General features: G+C 49.9%; 10 protein-coding genes. 6 read left to right on the top strand and 4 right to left on the bottom strand.

The features are described from left to right. Positions 1–3: 3 nt before the first annotated feature. From uraA to HV261_RS09215, 3 genes are all read right to left on the bottom strand, one after another. Positions 4–1293, bottom strand: coding sequence for a uracil permease (gene uraA, locus HV261_RS09225; RefSeq protein WP_202038078.1), 1290 nt, complete (start codon positions 1291–1293; stop codon positions 4–6). A 96-nt stretch (positions 1294–1389) separates the two neighbouring features. Next, positions 1390–2016 carry a uracil phosphoribosyltransferase gene (gene upp / locus HV261_RS09220; RefSeq protein WP_137384774.1) on the bottom strand — a complete coding sequence of 209 codons (627 nt, stop codon included), beginning with the start codon at positions 2014–2016 and terminating at the stop codon, positions 1390–1392. 183 nt (positions 2017–2199) lie between these two features. Beyond that, positions 2200–3630, bottom strand: a complete 1431-nt coding sequence (locus HV261_RS09215; RefSeq protein ID WP_202038077.1) for a 6-phospho-beta-glucosidase — start codon at positions 3628–3630, stop codon at positions 2200–2202. A 294-nt stretch (positions 3631–3924) separates the two neighbouring features. Here HV261_RS09215 and purM point away from each other — a divergent pair, with 294 nt between their 5' ends. From purM to ppx, 4 genes are all read left to right on the top strand, one after another. Continuing rightward, positions 3925–4962: a phosphoribosylformylglycinamidine cyclo-ligase gene (gene purM / locus HV261_RS09210; protein WP_137384776.1), complete on the top strand. Its 1038-nt coding sequence runs from the start codon at positions 3925–3927 to the stop codon at positions 4960–4962. Beyond that, positions 4959–5600 carry a phosphoribosylglycinamide formyltransferase gene (purN, locus tag HV261_RS09205; RefSeq protein WP_202038076.1) on the top strand — a complete coding sequence of 214 codons (642 nt, stop codon included), beginning with the start codon at positions 4959–4961 and terminating at the stop codon, positions 5598–5600. Before purM ends, purN begins: the two co-directional genes overlap by 4 nt. 189 nt (positions 5601–5789) lie before the next feature. Next, positions 5790–7856, top strand: a complete 2067-nt coding sequence (gene ppk1, locus HV261_RS09200) for a polyphosphate kinase 1 (protein WP_202038075.1) — start codon at positions 5790–5792, stop codon at positions 7854–7856. Between the two features lie 4 nt (positions 7857–7860). Next, on the top strand, positions 7861–9402 hold the full coding sequence (ppx, locus tag HV261_RS09195; protein WP_202038074.1) for an exopolyphosphatase: 1542 nt from the start codon (positions 7861–7863) through the stop codon (positions 9400–9402). Here the strand turns inward: ppx and HV261_RS09190 are convergent. Further along, positions 9382–11652 carry a sensor domain-containing phosphodiesterase gene (locus tag HV261_RS09190; RefSeq protein ID WP_202038073.1) on the bottom strand — a complete coding sequence of 757 codons (2271 nt, stop codon included), beginning with the start codon at positions 11650–11652 and terminating at the stop codon, positions 9382–9384. The two genes, ppx and HV261_RS09190, sit on opposite strands and share 21 nt — an antisense overlap. A gap of 366 nt (positions 11653–12018) precedes the next feature. Between HV261_RS09190 and HV261_RS09185 the strand changes: the two genes are divergently transcribed. Together HV261_RS09185 and HV261_RS09180 are read left to right on the top strand one after the other, a co-directional pair. Next, a complete protein-coding gene (locus HV261_RS09185) occupies positions 12019–12222 on the top strand; it encodes a YfgG family protein (protein ID WP_202038072.1) in 204 nt (67 codons plus the stop codon). Positions 12223–12587: 365 nt separating this feature from the next. Beyond that, positions 12588–13466 (top strand): small-conductance mechanosensitive channel MscS, encoded by an 879-nt coding sequence (locus HV261_RS09180; protein WP_202038071.1) that lies wholly within the window; start codon positions 12588–12590, stop codon positions 13464–13466. Positions 13467–13492: the final 26 nt, after the last annotated feature.

Below are 13492 nucleotides of genomic sequence, written 5' to 3'. Positions count from 1 at the left end.
GACTTACTGTTGCGGGCTATCCGCATCTTGAGCATCAAGAACCACTTCTTCCGGACGCAGCAGACTGATGACTTTGAAAATCAGGCTCAGGCAAACGCCGACGATGGTTGCCAGCGCCATACCTTTCAGTTCCGCAGCACCAATATGAACCTTCGCACCGCTTACGCCGATGATCAAAATGACAGACGTCAGGATCAGGTTTTGCGCCTTGTTATAATCGACTTTTGATTCGATCAACACGCGAATACCGGAAGCGCCGATGACGCCGTACAGCAGCAACGATACACCGCCCATGACCGGCAGCGGGATAATCTGGATTGCCGCCGCCAGTTTACCCACACAGGAGAGCAGAATGGCGAAAATCGCCGCACCGCCGATAACCCAGGTACTGTATACGCGAGTAATCGCCATAACACCGATGTTTTCACCGTAGGTGGTGTTAGGCGTCGAACCAAAGAAACCGGAGATCACCGTCGACAGGCCGTTGGCAAACATCGAGCGGTGCAGGCCAGGGTCACGAATCAGATCTTTTTTCACAATGTTGGCCGTGACGACCAGGTGGCCTACGTGCTCGGCGATAACGACTAATGCCGCAGGCAGGATGGTCAGAATCGCAACCCACTCAAAGCGCGGTGTGTAGAACGTCGGCAGCGCAAACCAGTGCGCTTGCGCAATGGGTGTGGTGTCCACAACGCCCATCACAAAGGAAAGCGCGTAACCGGCCAGTACGCCAATCAAAATCGGGATAATCGCCATAAAACCGCGGAACAGCACAGAGCCAAATACCGTTACGGCCAGCGTCACCATTGAGATGATGATGGTTTTCGAGTCGGGTAATTGCCCTTCAGCAGGCAACAATCCCGCCATGCCCGCAGCAACGCCCGCCAGCTCCAGACCGATGACGGCAACGATTGCGCCCATCGCGGCAGGCGGGAACATCACATCCAGCCAGCCGGTGCCGGCTTTCTTCACGATGAAAGAAACCAGGCAGAACAGTACGCCGCACATAATAAAACCGCCCAGCGCCACTTCATACCCTAACGGCAGCAGCAACAGTACCGGGGAGATAAACGCAAAGCTGGAACCCAGATAGGCTGGAATTTTACCTTTGCAAATGAAGAGATACAGCAACGTACCAATGCCGTTAAACAGCAGGACGGTAGCCGGGTTGATATGAAACAGGACTGGCACCAGTACCGTTGCACCAAACATGGCGAACAGGTGCTGCAAACTAAGCGGGATTGTCTGTAAAAGCGGCGGTCTTTCACTCACCCCGATAGCACGGCGCGTCATAGTGTTTTCCTCTGAGTATTGTGTGTTAGTAGCGATTGGGTTGTTTTATTCAAAAAAAAGCCGACTCTTAAAGTCGGCTTCTTTTTATTTATTCATTTACTTGGTACCAAAAATCTTATCGCCGGCATCGCCGAGTCCCGGAATAATGTATCCCTGCTCGTTCAGCCCCTGGTCGATAGATGCGGTGTACAGCTCAACATCCGGGTGTGCTTTTTCCAGTGCCGCGATACCTTCTGGTGCCGCAACCAGGACCAGTACTTTAATGCTGGTGCAGCCTGCATTCTTCAGCAGGTCGATGGTCGCGATAACGGAACCACCGGTTGCCAGCATCGGGTCAACGATCAGCGCCATGCGCTCATCGATGTTAGAAACCAGTTTCTGGAAATACGGAACCGGCTCCAGCGTCTCTTCGTTACGGTACATCCCCACCACGCTGATACGCGCGCTCGGAACGTTCTCCAGTACGCCTTCCATCATACCCAGGCCCGCACGCAGGATGGGGACAACGGTGATTTTTTTACCTTTGATTTGGTCTACTTCAACAGGGCCGTTCCAGCCTTCAATGGTCACCTTTTCGGTTTCCAGACCTGCAGTTGCTTCATAAGTCAGCAGGCTGCCAACTTCCGAGGCGAGTTCACGAAAGCGTTTAGTGCTGATGTCGTTTTCACGCATCAGTCCCAGCTTGTGTTTGACGAGTGGGTGTTTGACTTCCACGATCTTCATACTCTTCTCCTTTCCTCAGACGAGTGGCAACCACAAAAAAAATCGCCGGATTATACCGCTTTTCGTCTCTGGCGCAACACTGGATACGCTTGATATGGATCAACCAAAGTCATTTGCGTCTGGAAGATGAGTATAAAACAAGCCCCGCAATATGGGCGGGGCTTAATATCAATACACTGAATTTTATAGAGATTCAGCGTTACTCCGAATGACATTTTGATACCATGAAAAAGATATCTTAGGAGAACGTGCTAATGTCCCACTACCGTCATTATTTTTATCGACATAAATAAATCCGTAGCGTTTTTTCATTTCACCGGTTCCCGCTGACACTAAATCAATACAGCCCCATGGCGTGTAGCCCATAAGATCCACGCCATCTTCCACCACCGCTTTTTTCATCTCACGGATGTGAGCTGCCAGGTAGTCGATGCGGTACCGATCGTGCACCGTGCCGTCACTTTCCTGTACGTCAATCGCGCCAAACCCGTTTTCAACAATAAACAGCGGGAGCTGATAATGATCCCAGAACCAGTTCAGCGAATAGCGCAGACCAACGGGATCAATCTGCCAGCCCCAGTCTGATTTCTGCACATACGGATTGGGCACCAGGCTTTTCGATTCGTCGTAATCCAGCTGCGGGTTATCTGCCGTTGCCTGCGTCGCGAAGGACATATAGTAGCTAAAGCCGATATAGTCGACGCAGCCCTGAGCCAGTATTCGTCGGTCTTCTTCGGTAATATCGAGTTCGAAGCCGCGGCGCGCAAAGTAGTTCAACAGATGCTGCGGATACTTGCCCCGTACGTGAACGTCGGTAAACCAGTATCGACGGTGCATCGCGTTCATTGCCATCATCATATCGTCTGGCGCACAGGTCAGTGGATAAACAGGACACATAGCGATCATGCAACCAACCTGCAATGCCGGGTTGATTTCACGTGCAACCTTTACTGCCAGCGCGCTCGCCACCAGTTCATAGTGCGCCGCCTGGTACATGATCGGTTCGCGGTCTTCACCCGGCTGATACTTAAGGCCGGAGTTGGTAAACGGAGCGAAATCTTCGTGGAAGTTAGCCTGGTTGTTGATTTCATTAAATGTCATCCAGTACTTCACTTTATGCTGGTAGCGGGTGAAAACCACTCTGGCAAAACGGACAAAGAAATCGATCAGCTTACGATTGCGCCAGCCACCGTATTCCGTCACCAGGTGATAAGGCATCTCGAAATGCGACAGTGTAATCACCGGTTCAATGCCATACTTCAGGCATTCATCAAAGAGATCGTCGTAGAATTGCAATCCGGCTTCATTGGGCTGTGCTTCATCGCCTTGCGGGAAAATACGCGTCCACGCAATGGAGGTACGAAAGCACTTAAAGCCCATTTCGGCAAACAGCTTAATATCATCTTGATAGCGATGATAAAAATCGATGGCCTCGTGGTTAGGGTAATTTTTACCTGCCATCACGCCGTCGGTTATTTCACGCGCAACCCCATGGGCCCCAGCCGTCATCACATCGGCAACGCTAATCCCTTTACCGCCCTCCTGCCAGCCGCCTTCCAGTTGATGAGCGGCCACAGCGCCACCCCACATAAAATCTGCTTTAAACCCAGACATACGTTTCCCCTATCGTGATTGCACTGTTCAAACGCACCCGATGTGGCACGCAACAGAAAACAGAAACCGGTTTCAGTACGATACTGTGCATTCAGCAGGCAGGTTTCAAGCACAAGGCTGAACCCGGTTTCATTTTCGTGGCGCAGTTCAAACAAATAGATAAACGACTATAAAATGCTGAAATACTCAGCAGATAAAAGTCAATGCATAGCAGGCTCGCAAACGTTTGCTTTCCCTGTTAGAATTGCGCCGAATTTAATTGCTACCGCAAGTTAACGCGTGGGGACCCAAGCAGTGACCGATAAAACCTCTCTTAGCTACAAAGATGCCGGTGTTGATATTGACGCGGGTAATGCTCTGGTTGATCGAATCAAAGGCGTAGTAAAGAAAACTCGTCGCCCGGAAGTGATGGGTGGTCTGGGTGGCTTCGGTGCGCTGTGCGCATTGCCGCAAAAATATCGTGAACCGGTACTGGTTTCCGGCACTGATGGCGTAGGGACAAAACTGCGTCTGGCGATGGATCTGAAACGCCACGATACCATCGGCATTGACCTGGTGGCGATGTGTGTGAACGACCTCGTGGTTCAGGGCGCTGAACCGCTATTTTTCCTCGACTACTATGCAACGGGTAAACTGGATGTGGACACCGCAGCCAGCGTAATCAACGGCATTGCCGAAGGTTGCCTGCAGTCTGGTTGTGCGTTGGTTGGTGGCGAAACGGCTGAAATGCCTGGGATGTATCACGGTGAAGATTATGACGTGGCAGGCTTCTGCGTCGGCGTCGTTGAAAAATCAGAAATTATCGACGGTTCAAAAGTGGCTGATGGCGATGTGCTGATTGCGCTCGGCTCCAGTGGCCCGCACTCTAACGGCTACTCCCTGGTACGTAAAATTGTTGAAGTCAGCGGTTGCGACCCAGAAACCACCGAGCTTGAAGGCAAGCCGCTGGCGGACCATTTACTGGCGCCGACACGCATTTATGTGAAATCCATTCTGGAACTGATCGAGAAGGTTGATGTGCATGCTATCGCGCACTTGACCGGCGGCGGTTTCTGGGAAAATATTCCGCGCGTACTGCCAGACAACACGCAGGCCGTGATCGACGAATCCTCATGGCAGTGGCCGGCCGTCTTCAACTGGCTGCAAACTGCGGGTAACGTCAGTCAGCACGAGATGTACCGCACCTTCAACTGTGGGGTTGGTATGGTCATTGCCCTGCCTGAATCCGAAGTAGAAAGTGCACTCGCGCTGCTGAATGCAAAAGGTGAAAACGCCTGGAAAATCGGTATCATCAAAGCGTCTGATTCCGAACAGCGTGTGGTCATTGAATGAAAAACATTGTGGTGCTCATTTCTGGCAACGGAAGCAATTTGCAGGCAATAATCGATGCCTGCAAACAGAAAAAAATCAGTGGCACCCTACGTGCAGTATTCAGCAACAAGGCCGATGCGTTCGGCCTTGTTCGCGCGCGAGAGGAAAATATTCCGGCACATTCCCTGGAAGCAAGCCACTTTGCCAGCCGCGAAGCATTCGACCGCCAGCTGATTCAGGAAATTGATGCCTATGCGCCAGATGTCGTCGTGCTGGCTGGCTATATGCGCATCCTCAGCCCGGCGTTTGTCGCTCACTATTCTGAACGACTGCTGAATATCCATCCCTCTTTATTACCCAAGTACCCTGGCCTGCATACCCATCGTCAGGTGCTGGAAAACGGCGATGAAGAACACGGCACCTCCGTCCATTTCGTCACCGATGAACTGGACGGCGGACCGGTTATTCTCCAGGCCAGGGTGCCGGTATTTGCAGGCGATAGCGAAGATGATATTACTGCCCGGGTTCAGGCGCAGGAACATGCGATTTACCCGCTGGTCATCAGTTGGTTTACCGACGGCCGCCTGAAGATGCGCGATAACGCAGCATGGCTGGACGGCAATCGCCTCTCACCACAGGGTTATGCCGCAGACGAATAATAGGCTCATCAATCTGTAAAGCCGGATGGCGGCATAAATGCCTTATCCGGCCTACGCGTTATTCTCCCCTTTCTCTTCGCTATCAGACGGTTTATTGTCATATTTTTCTGGCACAGTTGGACATCTGAGAGCAATGCTCGCCATAATAAATCGGTAGTGTCCCGTGAATGAAACGGAGTAAAAGTGGTAATGGGTCAGGAAAAGCTATATATCGAGAAAGAACTCAGCTGGTTAGCGTTCAACGAACGTGTGCTCCAGGAGGCAGCTGATAAATCAAACCCGTTGATCGAACGGATGCGTTTCTTAGGCATCTATTCCAATAATCTTGACGAGTTTTACAAGGTACGTTTTGCCGAACTGAAGCGTCGTATCATTATTAGCGAAGAACAGGGTTCAAACTCTCACTCCCGCCATCTGTTAGGCAAAATCCAGGCCCGCGTATTAAAAGCCGATCAGGAATTTGACGGCCTGTACAACGAATTACTGCTGGAGATGGCACGCAACCAGATCTTCTTGATCAACGAACGCCAGTTGTCAGTCAATCAACAGAGCTGGTTACGCCACTACTTCAAGCAATATCTGCGTCAGCACATTACGCCAATCCTGATTAACCGCGAGACGGATTTAGTCCAGTTTTTAAAAGACGATTACACTTATCTGGCCGTGGAAATTATCCGCGGAGATACGATCCGTTACGCTTTGCTGGAAATTCCATCCGATAAGGTTCCTCGCTTTGTGAATTTGCCGCCGGAAACCCCGCGTCGTCGCAAACCAATGATCCTGCTGGACAACATTTTACGTTATTGCCTGGACGACATTTTCAAAGGGTTCTTTGATTACGATGCGCTGAATGCCTATTCGATGAAAATGACCCGCGACGCCGAGTACGATTTGGTGCATGAGATGGAATCGAGCCTGATGGAGCTCATGTCTTCCAGCCTGAAACAACGTCTGACCGCGGAGCCTGTACGTTTTGTTTATCAGCGCGATATGCCCAATGCGCTGGTTGAAGTACTGCGTGAAAAGCTGACGATCTCTCGCTACGACTCCATTGTTCCCGGCGGGCGTTATCATAACTTCAAAGACTTTATTAACTTTCCCAACGTTGGCAAAGCTAACCTGGTGAATAAACCCCTGCCGCGTCTGCGCCATATCTGGTTCGATAACGAGAAGTTTCGCAACGGCTTTGATGCCGTACGTGAACGCGATGTGTTGCTTTATTATCCGTATCACACCTTTGAACACGTTCTTGAACTGCTGCGTCAGGCCTCATTCGACCCAAGCGTGCTGGCGATAAAAATCAACATCTACCGTGTGGCAAAAGATTCGCGCATCATCGACTCGATGATCCATGCCGCGCATAACGGCAAAAAAGTGACCGTGGTGGTGGAACTGCAGGCACGCTTCGATGAAGAGGCCAATATTCATTGGGCTAAGCGCCTTACCGAAGCGGGGGTTCACGTCATCTTCTCCGCGCCGGGGCTGAAAATTCACGCCAAGCTGTTCCTGATTTCGCGTAAAGAAGGTGATGAAGTCGTGCGCTATGCGCATATCGGCACCGGGAACTTCAACGAAAAAACAGCGCGCCTGTATACCGACTACTCGTTGCTGACTGCCGATTCACGCATTACCAACGAAGTCCGTCGGGTGTTTAACTTCATCGAAAACCCGTATCGCCCGGTAACGTTCGATTATCTGCTGGTTTCCCCGCAGAACTCACGGCGCCTGCTGTACAGCATGATCGACAAAGAGATCGCTAATGCACAGCAAGGGCTGCCTTCTGGCATTACCCTGAAGCTGAATAATCTGGTCGATAAAGGGCTGGTTGACCGCCTGTATGCGGCTTCAGGTTCAGGTGTCCCCGTTAATTTATTGATCCGCGGTATGTGCTCACTGATCCCGAATCTGGAAGGCATCAGCGACAATATTCGCGTTATCAGCATTGTTGACCGCTATCTCGAACACGACCGGGTCTATATCTTCGAGAACGGGGGCGATAAGCAGGTGTATCTCTCCTCTGCTGACTGGATGACCAGAAACATCGATTATCGTATTGAAGTTGCCACACCGCTTCTTGACCCACGCCTTAAGCAGCGCGTGCTGGATATTATCGATATCCTGTTCAGCGACACGGTGAAAGCCCGTTTTATTGATAAAGAACTGAGTAATCGTTACGTACCACGCGGAAACCGCCGTAAGGTTCAGTCACAATTAGCGATTTACGACTACATCAAATCACTCGAGCAACCTGACTAACTCTATGCCAATACACGACAAGTCTCCACGACCGCAGGAATTTGCTGCGGTCGACCTTGGTTCAAACAGTTTCCATATGGTCATTGCCCGCGTGGTTGATGGCGCAATGCAAATTATCGGGCGACTGAAACAACGCGTACATCTGGCGGACGGCCTTGGCGCGGACAACAAGCTAAGCGAAGAAGCCATGGAACGCGGCTTAAGCTGTTTGTCACTTTTCGCTGAACGTCTGCAGGGGTTTCCTCCCTCCAGCGTCTGCATCGTGGGAACCCATACTTTGCGCCAGGCGCTAAATGCGACCGATTTTCTTAAGCGAGCAGAAAAGGTCATCCCCTACCCGATCGAAATAATTTCCGGTAACGAAGAAGCCCGACTGATTTTTATGGGCGTGGAGCATACCCAGCCAGAAAAAGGCCGTAAGCTGGTTATCGACATCGGTGGGGGTTCGACTGAACTGGTGATCGGTGAAGATTTCGAGCCTAAACTGGTCGAAAGTCGCCGTATGGGTTGCGTCAGTTTTGCCCAGATGTACTTTCCGGGTGGTGCGATCAGCCGGGAAAACTTCCAGCGCGCCCGTATGGCGGCAGCGCAAAAGCTGGAAACGCTCACCTGGCAATTTCGAATTCAGGGCTGGAACGTTGCACTGGGAGCTTCAGGCACCATCAAAGCCGCCCATGAAGTGCTGCTGGAAATGGGTGAGAAAGATGGTTTTATCACCCCTGAACGTCTGGACAAGCTGACAACTGAAGTCCTGAAGCATGCTTCCTTTGAAGCACTCAGCATGCCGGGGCTGTCAGAAGAACGAAAGGCGGTTTTTGTTCCCGGTCTGGCAATACTGTGCGGTGTTTTTGATGCCCTCGCTATTCGTGAACTTCGACTTTCCGATGGCGCGCTGCGTGAAGGCGTACTGTATGAGATGGAAGGCCGTTTTCGCCACCAGGATGTTCGTAGCCGCACTGCCAGCAGTCTGGCAAACCAGTATAATATCGACAGCGAACAAGCCCGACGCGTACTGGAAACGACCATGCAGATGTACGATCAGTGGCATGTGCAGCAACCTAAACTGGCAAACCCGCAGCTGGAAGCGTTGCTCCGGTGGGCGGCGATGCTGCATGAAGTTGGGCTGAACATCAACCACAGCGGATTGCATCGCCACTCGGCTTATATCCTGCAAAACAGCGACCTGCCAGGTTTCAACCAGGAGCAACAGCTGATGATGGCGACCCTGGTTCGCTATCATCGTAAAGCGGTTAAGCTGGATGATTTACCCCGCTTCACGCTGTTCAAGAAAAAGCAGTTCCTACCGCTAATTCAGCTACTGCGACTTGGGGTATTGCTCAACAACCAGCGCCAGGCAACGACTACGCCGCCGACGCTCACGTTGATTACCGACGATAACCACTGGACGCTACGCTTCCCGCACGACTGGTTTAGCCAGAACGCGCTGGTGCTGCTCGATCTGGAAAAAGAGCAGCAATACTGGGAAGCCGTTACAGGCTGGTGCCTTAAAATTGAGGAAGAAAACTCACCCGATATCGCTGCGTGAGTGATCGGCAGGTGCCAGCGTGACTGGCACCTGTTCTTCCAGAGTTTTATGCAGCGGCCGCGGCTCACCAATCAGATAGCCCTGCAAATAATCAATCCCCAGAGAAATCACCGCACTGCGTATTTCTTCGCTTTCAACATACTCCGCGACCACCAACATTTTTTTCATCCGTGCCAGGTGACAAATCGAGGCCACGATTTGGTAGTCGAGACTATTTGAGACAATGTTACGGATAAAGCTTCCGTCAATCTTCAGGATGTCAGCACTCACATTTTTCAACCGTGCATAACTGGCATAGCCGGTACCAAAATCATCGATCGCAATCTGACAGCCCAATACTTGCAGTTGCAGCAATGTTGCCTGGGCCTGCTCCGCATTGGTTAACGCATTGCTCTCTGTAACCTCAAAGATCAATTGCCATGCTTCAACCTGATACTTCACCAACAACTGGCTGATTTCGTGAGGAAATTTGGCTCGACATACGGACGTGGGCGATAAATTGATCGCAAAACGATGAGCGGGCATTTTCTCCCGATTCTGCGCCATAAATTTCAGCGTATTTTCAATAACCCACAGATCAATGCTGGATGACAACCCAAACTCATGGGCTACCGGTAAGAAATTATCAGGGGCAATCGTTTCACCTTCATCGCCCTGAAGACGCAGCAGGATTTCATGATAAACATCGCCCCGCACGCCAAAAATCGGCTGTGCCATCAGGAAGAAGCGATCATGCTCCAGCGCCTGCTGCAAACGGTTCATCATCGCCACTTTATCTTTCAGATCCCGCTGCAGGTGCATGACGCCACGTCGCTGCAAATTTTCCGGCATATTGGTCGCCAGCGAGAGCTCGGCGATGGTGCTTAACTCCCCCAGTAACAGATAGATGTGGTTAACGGGTGAGCGAACATAGCAAAAACTGATCCCAACCTGCGGTTGTAGGGGCATACCATCCCAGACAAAACGAAACTGCCTGATATGTTTATCCAGCGCTTCAATACGCTGCTGATGTGACTCAGTATTAAAACGCAGAATTAAATCATTACCGGATAATTGAAAAACATATTCGTCTTGTTCCAGCAACGGCGCTATCCAGTGAGCGAGTTTTTGCTTGTACTGGATGCGCAGCATAATACCGTAGTTTTTCACCAACAGTTCCATGCCCGGTATACGCAGAAAACAGAGCACTGACCATGGCGCTTTTTTCAGCGTTCGGTTCAATGCCCGCAGATTTGGCAAATGCACCATTGGATCAAAATATGCCAGACGATGCGTGCGTCGGGTGACAAATCGCTGACGTGTTGCCAGCACGGCAATGTAATTTACGATGAAAGAAAAAACGAGGTAACTCGAAGAGGTAATTGCAAGTTGTGTATCATACCCCGAATACCAGGGCATATAGCGTTGATAATAATGAATGGCAGTTATCAAAACGACTGTCCATATCATTGAAATAAATCGGTAACCGTAACGCATTGCGCCCCATAACATGACAGGCAGTAACAGAGATAAAGTATAATTGGTGCTGAATATCGAACTCTGTTCATTTAACGGCATAAACAGCATACCCATCAACAAAGTCAATATTATCAACCAGGCTGCAAACTCTGTGCGCGTTACTTTGGTGTCAACTTGCTGCTTTAATTGCGAAAAATAGCCCCGTATATGCAGCGGGTTTCGAATGGTTCGGATGATAAAATAGCACAGAGGAATACCAACAAGGTTCCCTACCAGCATAGCCTGGTAGTTGATCAACGTTCCGGTATTAAAGGGCATAACGCCCACCATACCTGATTTGCTCTCGTATACGCCAACAAACGCGGCGAACTGATAGAGGATCAGGAATAGCGTTGCCGGACAGAAAACCTGCCAAAATATTCGTTGAAACATCAGATGGGCGTCGCCATGCGCCACGTTGTTTCGCCGGGGAGAAAAAACTTTATATCCGCCCCAACTAAGCACCATTGTAACTATAAAGTGCGTAATAATTGACAGCGTTTCAAATAACCCAACCTGCGGATATTTGTACCAACCGATGGCTATGATTATTCCTGGTAATGCTGCCCAACTAAAAAACAACATCAGGCTAATCATCAGCGCTAAAGGCAGGTAAAAAAGGACGACTGTACCGGTACTAATATGTGCGTAGGTATTGGCAGTGCTCAATAACGGCAACAGTAAAGATGGTAAGATGAGGGGCAGCGCCCACCATTTATCTCTAATACTTATATAATTTTTATTGAGTTTCATAGATGCTCAGTAGAATCCCTCACGTCATGTAGGGGTATTTTCTGTAGAGGGCATTCAGACAGGCATCCCACCTGGCTTTAAAACTATGATGTAATACACATCACAATGGCTCATCAATTTTAGTTACGGATAACAGACGGGGTTTGATATATGTCAAAAAAAATATCCCCCATTAATCAATTATTACCTTTTTCTTTATTTATGATCGTTTATTCATTATTAATGCAAATAATAATATTAATTTCCATAACATAAGGCGATAAAACCGTTGATGCAATTTTACATAACGAAGAATTGACCATTCCCTCTTAGTGTGCCTTAATGTAAGTATCGCCCACTAGTTGGGTACACTTTAAGGAACCTTTTGTGAGCCAGGTTACCAGCCTACGCAAACGACACCGATTTAACAGTCGCATGATCCGGATCGTACTGCTTATCAGCTTCATCTTCTTCTTCGGACGCTTCGTCTACTCTGCTATCGGTGCGTGGCACCACCACCAGGACAAGAAAGAATCCCAGCAGATCACCTTGCCGCAACAGACTTCTCCTGCTCAAACTGACGAACGCTGAACGCTCGTATCTGTGATCCCCCTGTCTTAAGATTCCTTACCGGATGGCTAATCGCCTGACATTTAACCATCCGGTAAGGGATTTGAGCGAACATTTTTCGCCCATCCAGCCAACAGCACCGACTGCTGCATTGGATATGCCTGTGGCGTTCCGCACAATTACACAATCTTTTCCTTCCGCTTCCCCGCACCATTTGCGCTGTTTTTTTACGTTCGACTTTACTGAACATAAAAAGACTCACTCAGCTCAAATAACCGCTAATTAATACCCTCAAAAAATATCAGCGGTTTACACATTAATATTTTGTATAAAAATTAAATGTTTATTTGAATTTCTAACATTTATTCATACTACAGGGTTATACCATGCGTAGTTTTACATTATTTCCCAAAATACGTACCGGTCTTGAATGGCTTGCCGGGCACAGTGATGCGGTAATTCAATTTGGCTGGAACATCGTCGCTGCCGTCATTTTGCTGTTTGTCGGTAAATTTATCGCTCGCCTGCTCTCCCGCGGGCTGGAAAAATTACTCCTCAAGCGAAAAGTCGACATCACCATCATCCAGTTCTTCACCGCCCTCGTCCGCTACATTACCCTCGCCTTCTTCGTTGTCGCCGCACTGGGCCGCGTCGGTATTGAAACATCATCCATTATTGCGGTTATCGGTGCCGCGGGGCTGGCCGTCGGCCTGGCATTGCAGGGATCGCTATCCAACTTTGCCGCAGGCGTCTTGTTGGTCTCCCTACGTCCATTTCGCGCCGGGGAAGTCGTACAGATTGGCGCAGTTACCGGAACGGTAGAAAAGGTCCACATCTTCTCCACCACGCTTCTCACTGCCGACAGCAAAGAAGTGGTGATCCCAAACGGTAAGATCATTTCCGATAACATTATTAACTATTCCCGCCACCCATTTCGCCGCATCGATCTGGTCATTGGCGTCGGTTACCAGAGCCGCATCGCTGATGTCAAACGCGTTATCAATCGGATCATCGATCAGGATCGTCGTATAGACCAGAAACGTGGTGTGACCGTGCGCCTGGGAGAGCTTGGTGCCTCATCGCTGAACTTCTATGTTCGTGTATGGGTACGCAACGCTGAGTACTGGAACACCTATTACGATCTGCTGGAAAATATCAAAGAAGCGCTGGACGACAACCATATCGACCTGCCCTATCCGCAAATGGATATTCGTGTGGAAAATGTTGCATCCAAAACGCAGCCCCAGCTGCAGTTGGTTGATTAGCCAACCCTCTGTTATCACATTCTGCC

Source organism: Citrobacter sp. RHBSTW-00671 (genome assembly GCF_014103415.1).
In the GTDB taxonomy this organism is placed as follows: domain Bacteria; phylum Pseudomonadota; class Gammaproteobacteria; order Enterobacterales; family Enterobacteriaceae; genus Citrobacter.
This window is presented reverse-complemented; position numbering and strand designations above follow the sequence as displayed.

Bases quoted from the DNA above. Each gene is read 5' to 3' on its own strand.
- HV261_RS09190 (WP_202038073.1), bottom strand. From the start codon at position 11,652: ATGAAACTCAATAAAAATTATATAAGTATTAGAGATAAATGGTGGGCG.
- uraA (WP_202038078.1), bottom strand. From the start codon at position 1,293: ATGACGCGCCGTGCTATCGGGGTGAGTGAAAGACCGCCGCTTTTACAG.
- HV261_RS09180 (WP_202038071.1), top strand. From the start codon at position 12,588: ATGCGTAGTTTTACATTATTTCCCAAAATACGTACCGGTCTTGAATGG.
- ppx (WP_202038074.1), top strand. From the start codon at position 7,861: ATGCCAATACACGACAAGTCTCCACGACCGCAGGAATTTGCTGCGGTC.
- HV261_RS09215 (WP_202038077.1), bottom strand. From the start codon at position 3,630: ATGTCTGGGTTTAAAGCAGATTTTATGTGGGGTGGCGCTGTGGCCGCT.
- ppk1 (WP_202038075.1), top strand. From the start codon at position 5,790: ATGGGTCAGGAAAAGCTATATATCGAGAAAGAACTCAGCTGGTTAGCG.
- purN (WP_202038076.1), top strand. From the start codon at position 4,959: ATGAAAAACATTGTGGTGCTCATTTCTGGCAACGGAAGCAATTTGCAG.
- upp (WP_137384774.1), bottom strand. From the start codon at position 2,016: ATGAAGATCGTGGAAGTCAAACACCCACTCGTCAAACACAAGCTGGGA.